Genomic DNA, 19,726 nt, shown 5'->3' on the forward strand with positions numbered 1-19,726 from the left:
TGGACCTCAATGAGCACATACACCGCCATCACCGACGCCGACCGCGAAGCGATGCTCGCCGCGATCGGCCTCGCAGACACCGACGAGCTGTTCGCGGCGATCCCCGCGGCGCTGCGGCTGGGCCGCCCGCTCGACCTGCCGCCCGGCCAGCCCGAGCAGGACGTCTATGCCCACCTGCGCGAGCTGGCCGCGCGCAACGTCAGCGCCGAGGACGAGATCACGTTCCTCGGCGGCGGGATGTACGACCACTACGTCCCGGCGCTCATCGACATGCTGATGTCGCGCTCGGAGTTCCTGACCCCGTACACGCCGTATCAGCCCGAGGTGTCGCAGGGCGGTCTGCAGGTGATGTTCGAGTACCAGACCGCGATCTCCGAGCTGACCGCGCTGCCGGTCGCCAACGCGTCCGTCTACGAGGGGCCGAGCGCGCTCGCCTCCGCCGGCTACCTCGCCAAGCTCGTCAACGGGCGTCCGCGCCTCGTGGTCTCCGCCGGCGTGCATCCCCACGCCATCGAGACGCTGCGCACCTACGCGCAGGGCTTCGGCGCGGAGGTCGTGGAGGTCGCGCTGCGCGACGGCGCGACCGACCTCGACGCCTGGCGCGCGGCGATCGACGACGAGACCGGCGCGGTGTTCTTCGCGAACCCGAACTTCCTCGGCGCCGTCGAGGACGCCGAGGCGCTGGCCGCGGCGGCCGGCGGCGGCACGGGCGACGAGCGCTCGCGCCCCGTGGTGATCGCCTCGTATGACCCGATCACGCTCGGCATCCTCAAGCCGCCGGGCGAGTGCGGCGTCGACGTCTGCGTCGGGGAGGGCCAGCCGCTCGGCAACCGGCTCGACTTCGGCGGCCCCTCGTTCGGCTTCTTCGCCGCCACCGAGGCGTACCTGCGGCGGATGCCCGGGCGCATCGCCGGTGAGACCGTGGACGCGGACGGGCGGCGCGGCTTCGTGCTGACGCTGCAGACGCGCGAGCAGCACATCCGCCGCGAGAAGGCGACCTCGAACATCTGCACCGCCCAGGCGCTCAACGCGCTCGGCGGCGTGGTGTACCTCGCGTGGCTGGGCCGCCGGGGGATCGTCGAGCTCGGCGAGCTGCTGCTGCAGCGCACGCACTACGCGCGCGAGGCGCTGTGCGCGATCGACGGGGTCGAGCCGCTGCACCGCCGGCCGGTGATCCGCGAGTTCGCGGTGACGCTGCCGGAGTGGGCGCCGGTGGACGACGTCGTCGAGCGCTGTGCGGCGGAGGGGGTCAACCCCGGCCTGGCGCTGCCCGAGCACAACGGACTGCTGGTGGCGATCACCGAGCAGCGCTCGCGGGCCGACATCGACCGGCTGGCCGCGGTGCTGGCCGACGCGGTGGCCGAGCAGGCGGGCAAGCGCGAGATGACGGGAGCGTCCAATGGCCGCCACTGAGACGCCGCTGCAGGGCGAGACGATCGAGACCATCTACGAGAAGGGGGCGCCCGGACGGCGCGCGTTCGTCGCGCCGGAGCTCGACGTGCCGCAGGTCGACGGACTGCTCCCGGACGAGCTGCGCCGCGCCGAGGGACCGCGGCTGCCCGAGCTCTCCGAGCCGGAGATCGTCCGCCACTACGTCCGGCTGTCGAAGCGCAACTTCGACCTCGACTCGGGCTTCTACCCGCTCGGCTCGTGCACGATGAAGCACAACCCGCGCCTGCACGAGCGGGTCGCGGCCCTGCCCGGGCATGCGCGGCTGCATCCGTTCCAGCACCCGAAGCGGGCGCAGGGCGCGCTCGAGCTGATGTGGAACCTCGAGCGGGCGCTGGGCGAGATCAGCGGGCTGCCGCACGTGTCGCTGCAGCCGAGCGCCGGCTCGCACGGCGAGCTGGCCGGCGTCCTGCTGGCCAAGGCCTACCACGCCGACCGGGGTGAGACGCGGACCAAGGTGCTCACGCCCGACACCGCGCACGGGACGAACCCGGCGACGGTGACGATGGCCGGGCTCGAGGTGGTCAAGGTCGGCACGAACGCCGACGGGGGCGTCGACCTCGACGACCTGCGCGCGAAGGCCGGCGAGGACGTCGCGTGCCTCATGCTGACGAACCCGAACACGCTCGGGGTCTTCGACGCGAACATCGAGGAGATCGCCCGCATCGTCCACGACGTCGGCGCCGTCCTCTACTACGACGGCGCGAACCTCAACGCGATCATGGGCATCACCCGGCCGGGCGACATGGGCTTCGACATCGTGCACTTCAACCTGCACAAGTCGTTCACCCAGCCGCACGGCGGCGGCGGGCCGGGGTCGGGGCCGATCGCGGTCTCCGAGCGCATGGAGCCCTACCTCATGAACCCGCGGATCGTGCGCGACGACGACGGGTCGTTCGATCTGCGCGACGTCAGCGAGAAGTCGATCGGGCGCCTGCGCGGCTTCCAGGGCAACTACGGCTGCTTCGTGCGCTCCTACGCGTACATCCGCTCGCTGGGCGCCGAGGGCCTGAAGGACGCCAGCGTCAGCGCGGTCCTCAACGCGAACTACCTGCTCGCCCGGCTCGGCGACGTCGCCGAGCACCTGCCGCTCGCCTACGGGCGGCTGTGCATGCACGAGTTCGTCCTGTCCGGCGCGCCGATGAAGCGCGAGCTCGGCATCAAGACCCTCGACCTCGCCAAGCGCCTGCTCGACCACGGCTACCACCCGCCGACGGTGTACTTCCCGCTGCTCGTCGACGAGGCGCTGCTCATCGAGCCCACGGAGACCGAGACGCGCGAGACGCTCGACGGGTTCGCCGACGCGATCAAGACCATCCTGGCCGAGGCGGCCGAGGATCCGGAGATCGCCCGCACCGCGCCGCACACCACGCCGGTCCGCCGCCTCGACGAGGCCGGCGCGGCGAAGCGGCCCGTCATCCGCCAGCCGATGTAGCGCGCCCGGGCCGCCTAGCCCGCCCGGGCCGCCGAGCGTCGAGTTCCTCAGCCTGAGCCGCAGGAACTCGACGCTCGATGCCGGAATGCGCGGGCGCTACGAGGGCGTGACCTTGTCGGTCAGCTTCGCGAAGCGGCCCTTGCCGTTGGCGACCTCGCCCAGCGGCTCGTCGGGCAGCCCGGCCGCCTTGCGCAGCTTGTCGGCGATCTCGTGGATCTCCTGCGGCGCGTAGCCCGGTGCGAACACGTCGGTCTGCTCCGGCAGGTCGTGCGGCGGGAAGCCCTCCGGGGCCTGGTCGACGACCGTGAGCTCCTCGCCCGTCTCCGGGTGCGGCCCGTTGAAGACCGCCACGATCTCCTGGTAGTCGCTCGGCGAGAAGCGATACAGCTTCAGGTGGTCGCCGCGCTTGATGTGCGGCTGGCACTCGGGGATCTTGTCGGTCGGGATGCGCGGGGACGGGAACAGCTTCATCAGGTTCGCGCCCGTCAGGTTCTCGACCGCGCGGGCATAGGCGACCTGGTGGACGCCGCCGCGGACGAGCAGGTAGCCGGTCAGCGCACGCGCCGCCGGGTGATCGCTCATCTGGTAGACCTTGAGCTTGTTGTTGCGGGCGCCGGTCTCGAGGAAGAAGTTGTGGACCAGGTCCTCGATGAGGTCGCCCGACGAGAACACGTAGTCGCCGTTCCAGGGCTTGCCCATCGAGTCCTGCGGGAACGCGCCCTTGCCGCCCGCGATGAAGTGCTGCGTGTTGCGGACGTCCTTGGCGTCGTCGAGCGATGCGCCGGTCAGCATCGTGTTGATCGCCGTCGCCACGAGCTCGATGTGGCCGTACTCCTCGGCGGCGATGTTCGAGATCAGGTCGAAGAACGGCCGCGCGCCCTGGCGGTCGCGGAAGTTGAACGACTGGAACGTGTAGTTCATCAGCGTCGACATCTCGCCGTACTTGCCGCCCATCAGCTCCTGGACGGCCGCGGCGCCGTTGGGATCGGGATCCGACGGCGGGGGCATCTCGGTGAGCAGACGGTCGATGCGAAGGATCACGGGGGCCCTCCTCAGGGGGAATTGAACAATTCCAATCGCGGCTACCCGGCCCGCAGCGTCTGAACCCGCTGATCGCGGCGGGCGGCGGCATCGTCGGCCTCCGTACACAGGAGGGTGAACCCGGACTGCAGCCAGTCGTTGACGGCCGACGTCGCCAGGACCGCGGTGACGACGCGCGACTCGCGCGGCCGCGCCACCCGCAGCGCGACGAGGCCGAGCGAGCTCCACGCGCCCAGGCAGCGTGTGCACGTCAGCAGCTCCCCGATCGCGTAGCGCAGGCCGCTGCCCTTCGGCTCGCGGCTCGGCTCGTCGACGAACGGCGCCCGGACCCAGCTCTCGACCTTCTCCTTGGCCACGAGCTTGCTCAGCGTGAAGGCCGCCAGCCCCAGCGGCGCCAGCTCGGCGGCGCGGACCGGCTCGACGCCTCGGTCGCGCGCCGCGAGGACGACCGTGCCGAGCAGGGCGCCGTACGTGGCGCTCAGCGTGGCGTAGTCGATCGGCTTGGTCGGCGTGTGGTGGACGGGACGCACGTCCGGTGCGGCGTACCCGGTCTGCGGAAGCTCATGCGCCGCGCCGGCCGTCAGCGTCCGAGCGTGCGCACGACCTCGCGCGCCCGCGCGGGAACCGGCCCGAGCAGCTCGCGCACCGCCGACAGCCCGGCGCGCACCTCGGGATCGCCCACCTCGATCGGCAGCAGCGAGTCCTGGAGCGTGGCGATCGTCTCGTCGGCGTCCCCGGCCGCGTCGACCGCGTCCTCGATGAGCGACCACGCCCCGGCCGAGGCGGGCCCGGCCGAGCCCGGCTCGAACGCGCGGGCCGGCAGCCCGTAGCGCGCGGCGAAGTCGGCGTACGTCCGCTGCGCGCGCCCGTAGGCGGCCTGCACGGGGCGGAACAGCGCCGCCTCGAGCTCGTCGCCGTGATGCTCGTCGAGCTGCTCGTACGCCACGCCGAGCGCGGCCAGCGCGTCCCCGATGCGATCGGTCGCCTCCGCGAGGGTGTCCAGCAGTTGCCGCCGCCCGCCGGACGCGCTGTAGCTCATGTCCTCAGCGTAGTCGGGCGCGGCCCGGCTACCTTCCCGGCATGGGCTCAGATACCAAGCCGCAGGTCGACGTCCCCGTCGGCGAGGCACCCTCGTACCAGCTCGAGCTCGAAGACCTCACGGTCGGAGAGGGCGACGAGGCCGTCGCCGGGCAGGTCGTCGAGGTCCACTACGTCGGCGTCTCCTGGAAGACCGGCAACCAGTTCGACGCGTCCTGGGATCGCGGCGACACGTTCAAGTTCAAGCTCGGCAAGGGGCAGGTCATCCCCGGATGGGACGAGGGCGTGGCGGGCATGCGCGTCGGCGGACGGCGGCGCATCACCATCCCGCCCCATCTCGCCTACGGCAAGCGCGGTGCGGGCGGCGTCATCGGCCCCGACGAGACGCTGGTCTTCGTCGTCGATCTCGTCGGCGTGCGCTGACGGGGCCCGCCGCGCCGTGACCGAGCCCGTCCGCGTCGACAAGTGGCTGTGGGCGGCGCGGCTGGTCAAGACGCGCGCCCTGGGGGCCGAGGCCGTCCGCGGCGGCCGCGTCGAGGTCAACGGGCAGCGGGTCAAGCCGAGCAAGGACGTCCGCCCGGGCGACCGCGTGCAGATCACCCTGTCGACGACGCGGTTGACGGTCGACGTCCGGGGCACGGCGCAGCGGCGGGGCCCGGCGAGCGAGGCGGCGCTGCTCTACGAGGAGACGGCCGAGAGCCGGACGCAACGAGAGCGGGCCGCCGAGCTGCGGCGGCTGGCCGGGCCGACGGGCGCCCCGGAACCGGGCGGGCGGCCAACGAAGCGCGACCGCCGGCGCTACGACGCGGGCCGCGGGCGCTAGTCGATCATCCCGCGGCTGCGCAGCTCGCCCCTCAGGCGGCGGCGCGTCCACGGGCGGCAGGTGGCCAGCCGGGCCACGAGGGAGCGCAGCGCGCGCTCGCGGTCGTCGGAGTCCTGCGCGGCGACATGAAGCTCCTCGACGCGCTCGAGCAGCCCCGTGCGCTCCGCGCGCAGCTCCTCGAGCTCCTTGCGCTCGTCGCGCGCGAGCCCGTCCGTCCAATCCCAGAGCTCGTCATCGGCGTAGCGGCGGCGTACGGACGGCTCGTCGTCGGTGACCGCGTGCGGCCCCGGCCGGCGCTCGCCCCGCAGGTCGCGCGCGGTGATGTGCTGATCCGAAGGCATGAGGGAGGGGTTCGCCGCCGTGCCGCGCTCCCCTGCCCGGACAATCTAGAACCGGACGGCGTCGCCGTCGGCCACGTCGGCGTCGACGATCTCCCGGCCGAGCGGCATGAGCGACACGGGGATGAGCTTGAAGTTCGCCAGCCCGAGCGGGATGCCGATGATCGTCAGGCACAGCGCCACGCCGCTGATGAGGTGGGCGAGCGCCAGCCACCAGCCGCACAGCAGGAACCAGAGCACGTTGCCGATGCCGGAGGCGATTCCCGCATCGGACCGGCGCACGACGGTCTTGCCGAACGGCCATAGCGCGAAGACGGCGATCCGCAGGGCGGCGATGCCGAACGGGATCGTGATGATGAGCACGAAGCAGATGAGGGCGGCGAAGGCATAGCCGATCGCCATCCACAGCCCGGCCAGGACGAACCAGATGACGTTGAGGACGAGGCGCACGACGCCATCCTCTCGCGCCGGCGCCGAAAGTGCACGCGGGGCCCGCTCCGATGCCGAAGGTCCGGAAATCCGCGTAGCGCACCGCGTGCCGACGCCATCAGTCGATAGCGTCGCGTCCCATGAACGCCACCGCATCGCCGTCGGGGACGAAGGGATACCTCCGCTACGGCGTCCTCTGGCCCCTCGTGCCGGCCATGGCGATGGTGATGATCGACTTCACGATCGTCTCCATCTCGCTGACGACGATCCAGGACGATCTCCATCTGTCGGCGACGGCGGCCCAGTGGACCGTCACGGCCTATGCCCTCGCCACCGCCGCCTTCGTCGCGCTCGGCGGCCGCCTGGGCGACATCATCGGCCACAAGAAGATCGTCACGATCGGCATCCTCGTGTTCGCGACCGCGTCGCTGCTCTGCGGCCTGGTCCCGGACGGCTCGAGCCTCTCGGAGCCGTGGCTGATCGTCTTCCGCGCCATCCAGGGCATCGGCGGCGCCCTGCTGATCCCGTCGGCCACCGTGCTCGTGCTCAACGCGTTCCCGCCCGCGGAGCGCGGCAAGGGCCTGTCGATCTTCTTCATCATCGCCGGCCTGTTCACCGCGATCGGCCCGATCGCCGGCTCCTACCTGACCGAGTACTGGACGTGGCGGGCGATCTTCTGGATCAACGTGCCGGTGGCGCTGATCTCGCTGATCGAGCTGCGCCGCACCAAGCTGTACGACGAGGCGCACCCCGCCCCCGTCGACGTGCGCGGCGCGGCGCTGCTCGTGGCGGGCATGGCGCTGAGCGTCCTGGGCATCCAGCAGTCGACGGTCTGGGGCTGGGGATCGGTCGCCACGATCGGCACGATCGTCGTCGGCCTGATCCTGCTCGTGGTCTTCTGGATGGTCGAGCGCAACACCGAGAACCCGCTCATCGACGTCCGCAAGCTCGCCGCGAACAAGGTCTTCGCCACCGACAACGCGATCGTCTTCCTCTTCTTCACCGCGTGGCTGGCGATCTTCGTCTTCGGCTCGATGTACTTCCAGATCTCGGCCGGCCAGCCGCCGTCGCAGGCCGGCTTCTCGATCCTGACCGTCTTCTACCCGTTCTTCATCACGTCGCGGATCGGCGGCGGGATGATGGACAGCACGGGGCCGAAGCTGCCGGTGGCGCTCGGCCTGCTGGGCACCGCGATCGGCATGGCGCTGTGGGCCAGCGAGGCGACCGGGCTCGACCACATCGACGTCCTGCCCGGCCAGCTCGTGACCGGGGCCGGGCTCGGCCTCGTCATGTCCGCGATCAACACGGACGCGCTGAACCGGGTCACGGCGAGCGCCCGCGGCGAGGCGTCGGGCATCGTGCAGACCACGCGGAACTTCGGCTCCGCGGTCGGCGTCGCGCTGCTCGGCACCGTGCTGCTGACCGTGTGGAAGTCGAACACGGTGGACTCCCTGGAGGGCGCGGGGATCCCCACCGCGCAGGCCAAGGACATCGCCGAGAACGTGGTCCAGGGCAGCGGGGGCGCGGCGCCGGCCTCCGGCGGCGGCGGCGGGAACATCGCCGAGACCATCGCCCACACCATCGCCCAGGACTTCGCCAACGGCTTCCAGGCCGCCCTCTACGTCGGCGCCGGGATCATGGCCGTCGCGTTCGTCCTCGCGATGCTGCGCCTCCCGGCCGGCCGTCAGGAGGCGATCGAGTAGCCCGGTCACGATCATGTGACGCATGACCGTGTACCGCCGCGTCGCCTCGCTGGGCTCCGACTCCGCCCGCCTCGCGCATACCGTGCGCGCCCTCAGCCGCTACGGCCTGACCTCGCGCCTGCGCGGGCACGGTCCGGCGTGGCTGCAGCGGCACATGACCGATCCGCAGAGCGACCTCGTCGGCGGTCGCTCCGAGGGCGACCGGCTACGGCTCGCCCTCCAGGAGCTCGGCCCGATCTACGTCAAGCTCGGTCAGCTGCTGAGCGTCAGCGGGGTGCTGCCGCCCACGCTGCAGGACTGCCTCGCGCAGCTGCAGGAGCACGCCGAGGCCCAGGACGCCGCCGTCATCCGCGGCGTCGTCGAGCTCGAGCTGGGCCATCCCGTCGACGAGCTGTTCGCCGACTTCGAGGAGCGGCCGATCGGCGTGGCCTCGATCGCCCAGGTCCACGCGGCGCGGCTGCCCGACGGCACCGACGTGGCGGTCAAGGTCCAGCACGACGGCATCGAGGCGACCGTCCACGAGGACCTCGACATCATCACCGCGCTCGCGGGCGTCGTCGAGGACCACGTGCCGGAGGCGCGCGCGTACCGGCCCCGCGAGCTGGCGCAGCAGTTCCGCCGGCGCACGCTCGGCGAGCTCGACTTCCGCCGGGAGGCGGCGAACGCCGAGCGCTTCGGCGAGGCGTTCCACGACGAGCCCGACGTCCACTTCGCCCGGCCGGTCCCGGAGCTCTCCGGACGCCGCGTGATGACGCTCGAGCTGCTGCACGGCAGCTCGCTGGCGGACGTCGCCGCCGCCGACGGCGGCGCGCTGGACCGGCCCGCGTTCGGGCGCCGGTGCGCCGAGGTGTGGATGACGATGATCTTCCGCGACGGCTTCGTCCACGCCGATCCGCACCCCGGCAACATCTTCGTCCTGCCCGGCGGGCGCATCGGGGTCATCGACTGCGGCATGGTCATGCGCGTCGACCACGAGACCCGCGCCGGCCTGGCGGCCATCGGCTCGGCGCTCGCATCGGGCCGCGCCGACGAGCTCACCGAGACGCTGCTCGCGGTCTGCGACCACCCCGCCGAGGTCGACCACGAGGCGTTCGCCGAGGAGGTGGAGCGCGCGGTCCTCGCCCGGGTCGGAGCGGCGGGTCCCATCGACATGAGGGCGGTGCTCGGCGACATGCGCAGCGTCGTGCGCGCGTACGGGCTCGAGATCCCGGGCAAGCTCGACCTGCTCGCGCAGGTGGCGGCGGAGCTCGAGGGGACGGTGCGCCACGTCGACGCCGACTTCCGCATGACCCCGGTGCTGCACTCGGTGGTGCGCCGGCTGGCCGAGCAGCGGCTGCGCCCGGAGGCGCTGCTCGAGCGCGGCGAGGACGTCCTGCGCCACCTCGCCACGGGGCGCCGGCACATGCTGCGCGACGTGCGCACGTTCGTGGAGCGGATCGGCTCGGGCCGGTTCGAGGTGGTCGTGCGCCACACCGACGCCGACGAGGCGGTCGACCGGCTCACCTACGGGATGCTGACGGCCGCGCTGCTCGTCGGCGCGCCGATCGTCTGGCACGCGGACCCGCCGCCGCGGCGCAACGGCGTCTCGGTTCCCGGGGCCGCGCTCACCGGGGCGGGGGTGCTCATGGCCGCGGGGCTGCTGCGCGGCGGCCGGCGCCGGCGCGCCAAGCCGCCGGCCTGACGCTCGGCAACAAATCTGCGCGCGTGCGAGTGGGACGGCGCAGGCTGGGCAATATGCCATCGTGGGCGCAGTCGACATCCTCGAGGCGGACCCGGATCTGGCCGAAGGGCTCTCCGAGGCGGAGCGCGAGGCCGCCGCGCGCCACCTCGTCGTGCCGTCGGTCGAGATCGCGCCCGGGCCGTGGTGCCCGGATGACCTGGGACGCCAGTGCGCCGGGGCGCTCGGCGTGCTCGTCCTCGACGGCGTGCTGAGCCGGATGCTCACGCTCGCCGGGCGCACGACCGGCGAACTGCTCGGCGCGGGCGACATCCTGCGGCCCTGGGAGGACGACGACCCGATGCCCCGGGTCGACTTCGACGTGCAGTGGTCGGTGCTCGAGCCGGCCCAGCTCGCGGTGCTCGACCGCCGCTTCGTGGCCGGCGCCGTCCGCTGGCCGAGCCTGATCGCCGAGGTGAGCCACCGGGCGCTGCGCCGCTCCCGCGGCCTGTCGCTGCAGCTCGCGCTCGGTCAGATCCCGCGCGTCGACGGGCGGCTCCTGCTGCTGTTCTGGCGCCTGGCCGAGCGCTGGGGGCGCATGACCCCGGACGGCATCTCCGTGCCGCTGAAGCTGACCCACGAGACGCTCGGTGCGCTCGTGGCGGCGCGGCGGCCCTCGGTGACGAGCGCCCTGGGCCGGCTCGCCGAGTCGGGGCTGCTGCAGCGGTCCGACGGCGGCTGGCTGCTGGATCGCTCGGTCGACGAGCGCCTGGGCGAGTTCCTCGCCGCTCAGGAGACGCGGTTCAGCTCGAGCAGGGCCTCGTCGGCGTCGATGGCGTAGAGGCCGGGGTCCACCTCGGACCCATGCGGGTCGCCGCGGCGCCCGCGCCACAGCACGCGGTGCCGTCCGCTCGGCGGCGGGCCCCACTCGGCGGGGGCGACCGGGCCGAACAGGGTCAGCGACGGTGTGCCGAAGGCGACGGCCAGGTGCGCCACGCCGGTGTCGCCGGACACGACGCAGCCGGCGGCGGCGACCGCCGCGGCCAGCGTGATGAGGTCCGTGCGTCCGGCGAGCACGGCCCCGGGCGGCAGCCCGGCCTGCCGGGCGACCGCCTCCGCGAGCGGCCGCTCCTCGGCCGAGCCGGTGACGACGACGTCGCGGCCGTGCTCGCGCTCCACGCGGGCGAGGCGGGCGAAGCGCTCGGCCGGCCAGCGCCGTGCCGGCGACGCGGCCCCCGGATGGACGACCGTCGCGCCGACCGCCCTCGCCGGCGGATCGGCGTCCGGAGGCCGGAGGCTCAAGTGCGCCGGGTCGGCGGGGATGCCCGACTCGCGCAGCAGACGGCACCAGCGCTCGCGCTCGTGCTCGCGATTGCGCCAGCGCGGCGCGAACGCGGTCTGCGGGACGTCGGGATGGGCGAACGCGATCAGCCGCTGCGGGCGCGTGCCGAGGGCGATGCGGTGGCTCTGTGGGCCGCTCCCGTGGAGGTTGACGAGGAGGCCGGCGTGGTGCAGGCCGGGCGCCAGCGGCGCCAGCTCGGCGGTGTCGGTCACGGCGTCGACCGCACCGCTGAGCAGCGCCAGCGGCTCCAGGGCGGCGGGCGCGGCGAGGACGTGCCGGTCTCCGGGGAAGGCGGCGCGGACGGCGCGCAGGGCGGGGATCCCGGCGAGCAGGTCGCCCAGCCCCAGGGCCCGCAGGGTGACGATCAGGGCCACGATGGCTCGGTGGAGACCATCGCGGCGAGCTCGCGGATCTCGAACCCGGCGGGCTGCGCGAGGGCGAAGACGATGGTGCGCGCGACGTCGGCCGGGTCGGCCAGGGCGGCGTCCGGGCCCGGCTTGTACTGCTGCGGGCGGCCCTCGAAGAACGCGGTGTCCATGCCCCCCGGCACGACCATCGTCACCCCGACCCGGCCGGCCTGCTCGACCGCGAGCGCGCGGCTGAAGCCGACGACGCCGAACTTCGACGCGCAGTAGGCGGTGGCGTCCGACAGGGCGCGCAGCCCGAGCGTCGAGGCGATCGTCACGACCCGCCCCCCGGCCCGCTCGAGGTGGGGCAGCGCGGCGCGCACGACGGCTGCCGTGCCGACGAGGTTCACGGCGATCACCCGGTCCCATTCGGCGCCGTCGACCTCGTCGAGCGTGCCGCAGGCGTCGATGCCGGCCGCCGTGACGACGCCGCGCAGGCCGCCGAAGCGGTCGCCGATGCCGGCGACGGCGCGCTCGGCCGCGCGGGCGTCGACGAGGTCCACCTCCACGCCCTCGAAGCCGTCGGGCGACGCCCGGCGGTCCAGGACGACCGGCGTCCCGCCGGCCTCGGCCACGGCGCGCACGACGGCGAGGCCCAGGCCGGATGCGCCGCCGCTGACGACGACGGCCCCTTCGAGAGCGAGTTCAGGCGCCACGCAGCGCCACCTCCTCCAGGATCTTCGAGGTCGAGCGCCCCGCGACGAACGGGACGGTCACGGCGCGACCGCCCCACTCGGCGAGGGTCGCGGCCTCGGGCAGTTCGGCGGCGTGGTAGTCGCCGCCCTTGACGAACAGGTGTGGGCGCAGGTCGCGCAGGACGCGCTCGGGGACGTCCTCGTCGAACACGGCGACGGCGTCGACGCACGCCAGCGCGCGCAGCAGCGCCGCGCGGTCGTCCTCGCGCACGACGGGGCGGCCGGCGCCCTTGAGCCGGCGCACCGAGCGGTCCGAGTTCAGGCACACGATCAGGCAGTCGCCGAGCGAGCGGGCCGCGCCGAGCATCGCCGCATGGCCCGCGTGCAGCAGGTCGAAGCAGCCGCCGGTGACGACGACGGTCCCGCCCGCGGCGCGCACGCGGTGAGCCAGGGCGCGGGGGTCCTCGGGGGCGCCGGGTGCGGCCTCGGCCTCGGTCTCGGTCTCGGCGCGCACGGCGCCGGCGCCGCCGGCCGCCACGAACGCCGAGGCGACGGCGACCGCACCGCCGACCGCCGACGACGGCAGCTCGCCGTCGGCCAGCAGCGCGGCCAGCGCGGACGCGAAGCGGTCGCCGGCGCCGCACGGGTCGCCGTGCGCGGCGGACCGTGCGGGGACCGCGAGCGGCGTGCCCTCGGCGAAGGCGAGCACGGCGCCGCGCTCCCCGAGCGTCACGCACGCGCCGACGGCGCGCCAGCGCCGGGCGAGCTCGGCACCGCGCGCGGCGGCCTCGGCCACCGCGCCCTGCGGACGGCCGGCCGGCTCGGGCACCTCGCGGGCGGCCTCGGCCGCGTTCGGGGTCACCAGCCGCGCGCCCGGGACGGGCGCCGGACCGCGCGGGTGCGGGTCCCACACGACGGGCACGTCAGGATCGAGGGCCGCCAGGGCGGCGCGCACGTCGGCGCGGGCGGCCAGGCCGCGTCCGTAGTCGGAGACGAGGACGGCCGCGGCGCCGGTGAGCGCGGACCGCCCGGATGCGGTCACCGGGCCCGGCTCGCCGCCGTCGCCGCGGTCCAGCCGCAGCAGGGCGCGCCCCCCGGCGCGGACGCGGATCTTCTCCGGCGTCGTCCCGGCGAGGCCGAGGTCGACGACCTCGACGCCGAAGCACCGCAGCAGCTCGCGCAGCTCGTCGCCGCCCGCGTCGCGGGCGAGGGCGGTGATCAGCGTCACGGGACGCCCGTCGCCCGCGGCGAGCGCGGCGGAAAGCCCGGCGCCGCCCGGGCGCGCGCGGCGGGCCTGCTCGTCGACGACGGGCGCCGGCGCATCGGGGGCCAGCCGCTCGGCCCGGCCCTCGATGTCGCGATCGAGCAGGGTGTCGCCGACGACGACCAGCGGTGCGCGCGGCCGGAGCGTCACGCCACGACCTCCTCGGCCGGGACGCTCGCGGCCACCCGGCTGTCGACGGCCGCGCACAGCAGGTGGATGGCGATGAGGTGGATCTCCTGGATCGTCGCGGTGGCGGCGGCGGCCGCGCACAGGGCGTCGTCGCAGACCTCGGTCAGCGGGTTCGGCCCCGGGCCGGTCAGCGCCCACACGATCGCGCCGCAGTCGCGGGCGGCTTCGACCGCCGCGAGCACGTTGGCGCTGCGGCCCGAGGTCGACAGCGCGACGAGCACGTCGCCCGGGCGCGCGTGGGCCCGCACCTGGCGGGCGAACGCGGCCTCCAGGCCGTAGTCGTTGGAGATCGCCGTGACCGCCGCGGAGTCCGTGCACAGCGCGATCGCGCTCAGCGGCATCCGCTCGTCGACGTAGCGGCCGACGAGCTCGGCGGTCAGGTGCTGGGCCTCGGCGGCGCTGCCGCCGTTGCCGACGGCGAGCAGCCGGCCGCCGTCCACGAGGCGGTCGGCGAGCAGGTGCCCCCAGCGCTCGACGCGCCCGATCTCGGCTTCGAGTGCGACGAGCGCCGTCCTCAGCGCGGCGACGTGGCGCCCGCCCGTCGAGAACCTCACCGCTGCACCTCCTCCACGGCCGCCGCCCGTCCGAGGGCCAGCTCGCGGTAGACGGTCAGCGTCGCGCGGGCGATGCGGTCCCAGCCGTAGCGCCGGCGTGCGCGCCGCGCCCCCGCCCGGCCGAGCGCCTGTCGCCGGACGGGGTCGTCCAGCAGCGAGCGCACGGCGGCCGCGATGCGGTCGGGCCGCCGCGGCGGGACGTGCACGCCGGTCACGCCGTCGACGACGGTGTCGATCAGCCCGCCGACCGCCGACGCCACGACGGGGATCCCGCAGGCCATCGCCTCCAGCGGCACGATCCCGAACGGCTCGTACCACGGGACGCATGCGACGACGTCGGCCGAGCGCAGCAGCGCCGGCAGGTCGGCGCGCTCGACGCTGCCGAGCAGGCTCACCCGGTCCGCGACGCCGTGCTCCCCGGCCAGGGCGCGCAGGCGCGCGATCTCGGCGCTGTCGTCGAGGGCGGCGGGCGGCGGGCCACCGGCGATCACGAGCTCGGCCTCCGGCACGCCGGCCAGCGCGGACACGACGTTGCCGACGCCCTTGCGCTCGACGAGCCTGGCCACGCACAGCACGCGCGGCCGGCCGGGCGGGCGCGGCGCGACGGACCCGTCGGGAGTGAAGTGGGCGAGGTCGACGCCGCACGGCACGACGGTGATGCGCCGCCGCTGGGCGCCGAGGCGCAGCAGCTCGAAGACCTCGTCGCTGCACGTGGCCACGATCCGGTGCGCCCGCCGCACGATCCCGCGCTCGAGGTCGATGCGATCGGCAGGGCTCGTGTCGCGCGCGCCCTGGTGGCGGCGCTTGACGATCCCCAGGGCGTGGAACGTGTGGGCGACCGGGATGCCGAGCGGCTGCGCGGCGTCGAGCGCGGCGAGGCCGGACATCCAGAAGTGCCCATGCACGACGTCGGGCGGCTCGTCGCGCCACGCAGCGTGCAGGTACTCGGCGAACGCGTCCATGTGCGGCAGCAGGTCGTCCTTGGGCATGGCGCGGGCCGGCCCGGCGTCGACGTGCTCCACGACCACGCCCGCGGCGAGCGGGACGCGCCGCGGCAGGAGCGCGTCGTCGCGCCGTGTGTAGACCGTGACGTCGCAGCCGAGCCGCGCGAGCGCGATGCTCAGCGCGGCGACGTGCACGTTCTGGCCGCCGGCGTCCTCCTCGCCGAGGACGGCCAGCGGACTGGCGTGCTCGGAGATCATGGCAACGCGCATCAGGCCCATACCTCCTCTCGGTCGATCGCGGGGGCCAGGCGCTCGAGCGCGTCGGCGACCGCGTCCGGCGTCAGGTCGTCGAGGCACGGATGTCCGGGTGCGTGGCACTCGCGCGCACGGCATCCGGCGCACGGCACCTCGATGCCCAGCAGCTCGTGGGGGACGGCCCACGGCCGCCAGCGGGCCGCGGGGACCGTCGGGGCGAACAGGGAGACGACCGGCGTGCCGACCGCGGCGGCCAGATGGGCGGGGCCGGTGTTGCCGACCACGACGGCGTCCGCGCCGGCGAGCACGTCGGCGAGTTGGGGCAGCGACAGCGCACCGCCGAGGTCCAGCGCGTCGTCGCCCGCGACGCTCGCGGTGAGCGCCCGCTCGTCCGCCGCGCCGGTGACGACCACGCTGCGGCCCTGCGCCGCGAGGCGGATGACGAGCGCCCGGTGGTGCTCGGGCGCCCACGCGCGGGCGGGCACCGACGTCCCCGGATGCACGACGACGTACGGGCCGGCGACCGGCGGCGCGGCGCCGGGCCGGCGGACCCGCAGGCGTCCGACGTCGCCGCCGGGCAGCGCGAACCCGGCCGCGTGCGCGAGCGACAGCGCACGCTGGACCTCGTGGACGTCGTCGCCGACCCGATGGCGCAGATCGAGCAGCGAGCCGGGGAAGTCGACCGAGATGGCGCTGATGCGCGGCACGCCCGCCAGCCGCAGCAGCAGCGCGAGCGGCAGCGGGCTCTGGTGAAACGACGTGAAGATCACCGCGTGGTCGAACCCCTCCGCGCGCGCCCAGGCCACGAGCTCGTCGACCGCAGCCGGATCGACGGGCTTGGGCTCGGCGTCGATCCACGGGGTGTGCCAGGTGCGCACCGCGTCGACGGCGGGCAGGAGCTCGGCCGCCGCCCGGCCGCGCGGGCCGCACAGCAGCGTCAGCCGGCCGGCCCCGGCGCGCAGCGCACGCAGCGCCGGGCCGGTGAGCAGGACGTCGCCCAGCGAGTCGCAGCGGGCGGCGAGCACGTGACCGGTCACCGGCCGCCCTCCGCCAGCAGCAGCGTGACCGCCGCGTCGAGATCGGCGGCGACCTCGGGGGCCGCGGCGATCTCCTCGCGCCGCGTCACCGCGGTGGGGACGAGCACCGCGCGGGCTCCGGCCGCGCGGGCCGCCTGGACGTCGGCCCCGATGTCGCCGATCACTGCGCACCGCGACGGCTCGACGCCGAGCGCGCGCGCCGCCGCAAGCACCAGCCCCGGCTGCGGCTTGCGGCAGGCGCAGCCCTCCTCGGGGCCGTGCGGGCAGATGAGCACCGGGCCGATCGGACCGAGGAGCTCCTCGACCCGGCGGTTGACCGCCTCGACCTGCCCGCGGTCGAGCAGGCCGCGCGCGATCCCGCTCTGGTTGGAGACGACGGCCAGCGGCACGCCGGCGCCGCGCAGCCGGTCGAGCGCCCGCTGTGCCGTCGGCGTGGGCACGACGCGCTCTGGATCGCCGTTGTAGGGGACGTCGACGACGAGCGTGCCGTCGCGGTCGAGCAGCACGGCCGCGGGGCGCCGGTTCGCGGCGGGCGAGGGCCGCCGCGCGATCCACCGCGCCCGCAGCTCCCCGCGCAGGGGGCGGTTCGCGGCGGGCGAGGGCCGCCGCGCGATCCGCCGCACCCGCAGCTCGCCGCGCAGGCGGTGGCCGACCGCGGCCGGCGGGATCGCGGCGGAGGTGACGAGCATGGTGGCCGCCTCGCCGGCGGTCCGCGGGCCGGGCGCGATGCGCCGCCAGGCGAAGCGCGCCGTGGCCGCCAGCCAGCCAGCGGCGCCGATCCACCGGGTCCGCGGGACGAGCGCCAGCGCGCCGAGCGCCACGGTCGCCGCGTGCGCCGGCAGCGCCCCGCGGGGCGCGCCCGCGCGCTCGCGCCAGCCGCGCCCGTGCAGGCGCCGCATCAGAGCGTCGTCGGCGTTGCCGGCCTGCTTGCCCACGGACACCCACCGGCCGGCCGGGCCGACGGGGTGGCGCACGCGGCGCTCGCCGCGCACGATCTCCCAGCCGGCGGCGGTGAGACGCAGGCCGAGGTCGGCGTCCTCGCGGTACGCGCGCGGGAAACGTTCGTCGAAGCCGCCGGCGTCCTCCAGCGCCGCACGCCGGAACGCCATGTCCGCCGTGGCCCAGCGCGCGCGTTCGAGTCCGGCCACGTTGCGCTCCCAGTCGGTGGGCCGCCGGTTGCTGGGCAGCGGCACGCGCAGGCGGCCCTGCGAGGCGCCGACGCGCGGGGAGAGGTCGTGCAGATCGCGCGCGAGCGCCGCGGCCCAGCCCGGCTCGGGGATCACGTCGTCGTCGAGGAAGGCGATCCACCGGGCGCGCGAGCGCCGCCATCCGGCGTTGCGCGCCCAGGCCGGACCGCGCCCGGCGCGATCCTCGATCACGATCACCTCGCCCTGCGCGAATCCCTCGAGCGCGTCGAGCAGCGGCGCGAGGGACGGTCGCCCAGAGGTGGGGATGACGACGTCGACCTGTGGCCGCGCCGTCACGCAGCGACCTCCGCGGGCCGGCGATCCTGCGTGCCCACGGCGACCGGCCGGCGCACGACGTAGGGTCCGATGACGAGCGCGTCGACGGGCGCGGAGCCCAGGCACTCGAGGGCGTCGCGCGGGTCGTCGACCATCGGGCGCCCCGCGGTGTTCAGCGACGTGTTGACGAGGACCGGCACCCCGGTGCGCCGCTCGAAGGCGTCGATCACCGCGGCCATCAGCGGCTCCTCGCGGCGGTCGACGGTCTGCGCGCGGGCGCTGCCGTCGACGTGCACCACCGCCGGGATCCGGGTGCGCCACTCCTCGCGCACCCCGTGCGTGAAGAGCATGTACGGCGACGGGAGCGGGCCGCGGGTGAAGATGTCCGGCGCGCGCTCGAGCGTGACCATCGGCGCGACCGGCCGGAACTGCTCGCGGCCCTTGACGTCGTTGAGGCGCTCGAGGTTGCGCTCGTAGGCCGGGTTGGCCAGCAGCGACCGGTGGCCGAGGGCGCGCGGCCCGAACTCGGAGCGGCCCTGAAACCAGGCGACGATCCCATCGGCCGCGAGGATCTCCGCCGTCGCCTCGGCCACGTCCGGGGGCCGCTCGGGCTCGATCCCGGCGGCGTGCAGCCAGCCGAGCAGCTCGCCGTCGGTCCAGCCGGGCCCGAGGTCGGCGGTGCCCATGGGCGCGAGGCGCCCGCCGCGGTCGCGCGCCACCCACAGCGCGGCGCCGAGCGCGGTGCCCGCGTCGCCGGCGGCGGGCTGGACCCAGATGCGGTCGAACGGCCCCTCCTCCAGCAGCCGCGTGTTCGCGACGCAGTTCAGCGCCACGCCGCCGGCCATCGCCAGGTCGCGCTCGCCGGTGCGCTCGTGCAGCAGGCCGACGAGCTCGAGCAGGACCTCCTCGAGGCGGGTCTGGACGCTGCAGGCGAGGTCCGCATGCTCGGGGCGCCACTCGTCGCCGGAACGCAGCGCCGGCGCCCACCGTCCGAGGTCGATCGGCGCGACGGCGAACCCGCCGCAGCCGTCGGCGCGCACGAGCTCGCGCAGCTCGGCGAGGTACGCCGGCCGCCCGTAGGAGGCCATCGCCATGACCTTGTACTCGTCGGAGTCTCGACGGAAGCCGAGGTGCTCGGTCAGCGCCGAGTACAGGAACCCGAGCGAGTGCGGAAGGGGCTGGGTGGCGAGCACCTCGAGCGTCCCGCCGCGCACGTGGCCGGCGAGCATCGAGGCGCGCTCGCCACGGCCGTCGCAGACCAGCACCGCGCAGTCCTCCCAGCCCGCCGCGAGGTACGCGGACGCGGCATGGGCGACGTGGTGCGCCACGAAGACGACGCGCTGCGGATCGAGGCCCGGCAGCGCGGTGGCGAGGAAGCTCGGGGCGCGCCGCGCGTACAGCGTGCGCAGCGGCTCCCAGGCGTCGGCGGTGATGTCGTCGTCGTGGATCGAACGCGGCGCTTCGGCGAGCGCGGGGTCGTAGGAGTAGGCGACCGCGTCGAGGTCGGCGGGCGCCAGGCCGCCGTGACGCAGGCAGAACCGCATGGCCGCCTCCGGGAGCTCCCAGGTGGCGAACGGGACGGCGCTCTTTCCGTGCTTGCGCCGGGAGAAGCGCTCCTCCTCGGCGGCGGCGACGATGCGCCCTCCGGCCACGAGCGCGGCGGCCGGATCGTGGAAGACGGCGTTGATGCCGAGCACCGTGGGCATGCCGCCGACTCACCCGA

At 75.0% G+C, this 19,726-nt stretch carries 20 protein-coding genes; 7 read left to right on the plus strand and 13 right to left on the minus strand.

Annotated elements, in window-relative coordinates; translation table 11 throughout:
- Positions 1 to 9: 9 nt before the first annotated feature.
- Both gcvPA and gcvPB read left to right on the plus strand, forming a co-directional pair.
- Positions 10 to 1,413: an aminomethyl-transferring glycine dehydrogenase subunit GcvPA gene (gene gcvPA, locus DSM104329_RS10775; protein ID WP_259315440.1), complete on the plus strand. Its 1,404-nt coding sequence runs from the start codon at positions 10 to 12 to the stop codon at positions 1,411 to 1,413.
- The gene (gene gcvPB / locus DSM104329_RS10780) at positions 1,400 to 2,884 is read left to right on the plus strand and encodes an aminomethyl-transferring glycine dehydrogenase subunit GcvPB (protein ID WP_259315441.1); all 1,485 of its coding nucleotides are present in this window, start codon (positions 1,400 to 1,402) and stop codon (positions 2,882 to 2,884) included. The genes gcvPA and gcvPB overlap by 14 nt, the downstream gene beginning before the upstream one ends.
- A 96-nt stretch (positions 2,885 to 2,980) precedes the next feature.
- Here the strand turns inward: gcvPB and DSM104329_RS10785 are convergent, their stop codons facing one another.
- The 3 genes from DSM104329_RS10785 to DSM104329_RS10795 are packed head-to-tail and all read right to left on the minus strand — an operon-like array spanning position 2,981 to position 4,964.
- On the minus strand, positions 2,981 to 3,925 hold the full coding sequence (locus DSM104329_RS10785) for a manganese catalase family protein (protein ID WP_259315442.1): 945 nt from the start codon (positions 3,923 to 3,925) through the stop codon (positions 2,981 to 2,983).
- Positions 3,926 to 3,966: 41 nt separating this feature from the next.
- On the minus strand, positions 3,967 to 4,455 hold the full coding sequence (locus DSM104329_RS10790; protein WP_259315443.1) for a DUF1360 domain-containing protein: 489 nt from the start codon (positions 4,453 to 4,455) through the stop codon (positions 3,967 to 3,969).
- 50 nt (positions 4,456 to 4,505) lie between these two features.
- Positions 4,506 to 4,964 carry a hypothetical protein gene (locus DSM104329_RS10795; RefSeq protein WP_259315444.1) on the minus strand — a complete coding sequence of 153 codons (459 nt, stop codon included), beginning with the start codon at positions 4,962 to 4,964 and terminating at the stop codon, positions 4,506 to 4,508.
- Between the two features lie 41 nt (positions 4,965 to 5,005).
- On the opposite strand from DSM104329_RS10795, the gene DSM104329_RS10800 reads away from it, so the two are divergent.
- Together DSM104329_RS10800 and DSM104329_RS10805 are read left to right on the plus strand one after the other, a co-directional pair.
- Complete coding sequence (locus DSM104329_RS10800; RefSeq protein WP_259315445.1) at positions 5,006 to 5,386, plus strand: FKBP-type peptidyl-prolyl cis-trans isomerase; 381 nt, start codon at positions 5,006 to 5,008, stop codon at positions 5,384 to 5,386.
- Positions 5,387 to 5,402: 16 nt separating this feature from the next.
- Positions 5,403 to 5,786, plus strand: coding sequence for an RNA-binding S4 domain-containing protein (locus DSM104329_RS10805; RefSeq protein ID WP_259315446.1), 384 nt, complete (start codon positions 5,403 to 5,405; stop codon positions 5,784 to 5,786).
- On the opposite strand, the gene DSM104329_RS10810 is transcribed toward DSM104329_RS10805, so the two are convergent.
- Positions 5,783 to 6,127, minus strand: a complete 345-nt coding sequence (locus DSM104329_RS10810) for a hypothetical protein (protein ID WP_259315447.1) — start codon at positions 6,125 to 6,127, stop codon at positions 5,783 to 5,785. The two genes, DSM104329_RS10805 and DSM104329_RS10810, sit on opposite strands and share 4 nt — an antisense overlap.
- A 45-nt stretch (positions 6,128 to 6,172) precedes the next feature.
- Positions 6,173 to 6,574 carry a YccF domain-containing protein gene (locus DSM104329_RS10815; RefSeq protein ID WP_259315448.1) on the minus strand — a complete coding sequence of 134 codons (402 nt, stop codon included), beginning with the start codon at positions 6,572 to 6,574 and terminating at the stop codon, positions 6,173 to 6,175.
- Positions 6,575 to 6,693: 119 nt separating this feature from the next.
- Here DSM104329_RS10815 and DSM104329_RS10820 point away from each other — a divergent pair, with 119 nt between their 5' ends.
- The 3 genes from DSM104329_RS10820 to DSM104329_RS10830 all read left to right on the plus strand — a co-directional run bounded on the left by DSM104329_RS10820 (position 6,694) and on the right by DSM104329_RS10830 (position 10,754).
- Complete coding sequence (locus DSM104329_RS10820; protein ID WP_259315449.1) at positions 6,694 to 8,256, plus strand: MFS transporter; 1,563 nt, start codon at positions 6,694 to 6,696, stop codon at positions 8,254 to 8,256.
- A gap of 22 nt (positions 8,257 to 8,278) precedes the next feature.
- Positions 8,279 to 9,937: an ABC1 kinase family protein gene (locus DSM104329_RS10825; protein WP_259315450.1), complete on the plus strand. Its 1,659-nt coding sequence runs from the start codon at positions 8,279 to 8,281 to the stop codon at positions 9,935 to 9,937.
- 61 nt (positions 9,938 to 9,998) lie between these two features.
- Complete coding sequence (locus DSM104329_RS10830) at positions 9,999 to 10,754, plus strand: helix-turn-helix domain-containing protein (protein ID WP_259315451.1); 756 nt, start codon at positions 9,999 to 10,001, stop codon at positions 10,752 to 10,754.
- Here the strand turns inward: DSM104329_RS10830 and DSM104329_RS10835 are convergent.
- From DSM104329_RS10835 to DSM104329_RS10870, 8 genes are read right to left on the minus strand one after another with little or no spacing between them, the layout of a single operon-like run.
- Entirely contained in the window at positions 10,703 to 11,629 is a 927-nt protein-coding gene (locus tag DSM104329_RS10835) for a glycosyltransferase family 9 protein (RefSeq protein WP_259315452.1), read from the minus strand. The two genes, DSM104329_RS10830 and DSM104329_RS10835, sit on opposite strands and share 52 nt — an antisense overlap.
- Positions 11,620 to 12,318: an SDR family oxidoreductase gene (locus DSM104329_RS10840; RefSeq protein ID WP_259315453.1), complete on the minus strand. Its 699-nt coding sequence runs from the start codon at positions 12,316 to 12,318 to the stop codon at positions 11,620 to 11,622. The genes DSM104329_RS10835 and DSM104329_RS10840 overlap by 10 nt, the downstream gene beginning before the upstream one ends.
- Positions 12,308 to 13,711 (minus strand): PfkB family carbohydrate kinase, encoded by a 1,404-nt coding sequence (locus DSM104329_RS10845; RefSeq protein ID WP_259315454.1) that lies wholly within the window; start codon positions 13,709 to 13,711, stop codon positions 12,308 to 12,310. Before DSM104329_RS10845 ends, DSM104329_RS10840 begins: the two co-directional genes overlap by 11 nt.
- Positions 13,708 to 14,304 carry a D-sedoheptulose-7-phosphate isomerase gene (locus DSM104329_RS10850; RefSeq protein ID WP_259315455.1) on the minus strand — a complete coding sequence of 199 codons (597 nt, stop codon included), beginning with the start codon at positions 14,302 to 14,304 and terminating at the stop codon, positions 13,708 to 13,710. Before DSM104329_RS10850 ends, DSM104329_RS10845 begins: the two co-directional genes overlap by 4 nt.
- On the minus strand, positions 14,301 to 15,518 hold the full coding sequence (locus tag DSM104329_RS10855; RefSeq protein ID WP_259315456.1) for a glycosyltransferase: 1,218 nt from the start codon (positions 15,516 to 15,518) through the stop codon (positions 14,301 to 14,303). The genes DSM104329_RS10850 and DSM104329_RS10855 overlap by 4 nt, the downstream gene beginning before the upstream one ends.
- A complete protein-coding gene (locus tag DSM104329_RS10860; RefSeq protein WP_259315457.1) occupies positions 15,518 to 16,540 on the minus strand; it encodes a glycosyltransferase family 9 protein in 1,023 nt (340 codons plus the stop codon). Before DSM104329_RS10860 ends, DSM104329_RS10855 begins: the two co-directional genes overlap by 1 nt.
- On the minus strand, positions 16,537 to 18,024 hold the full coding sequence (locus tag DSM104329_RS10865) for an HAD-IIIA family hydrolase (RefSeq protein WP_259315458.1): 1,488 nt from the start codon (positions 18,022 to 18,024) through the stop codon (positions 16,537 to 16,539). Before DSM104329_RS10865 ends, DSM104329_RS10860 begins: the two co-directional genes overlap by 4 nt.
- A complete protein-coding gene (locus DSM104329_RS10870; protein ID WP_259315459.1) occupies positions 18,021 to 19,709 on the minus strand; it encodes a carbamoyltransferase family protein in 1,689 nt (562 codons plus the stop codon). Before DSM104329_RS10870 ends, DSM104329_RS10865 begins: the two co-directional genes overlap by 4 nt.
- Between the last annotated feature and the right edge of the window lie 17 nt (positions 19,710 to 19,726).

The organism is Capillimicrobium parvum, from assembly GCF_021172045.1.
GTDB classification, from domain to species: Bacteria; Actinomycetota; Thermoleophilia; order Solirubrobacterales; family Solirubrobacteraceae; genus Capillimicrobium; species Capillimicrobium parvum.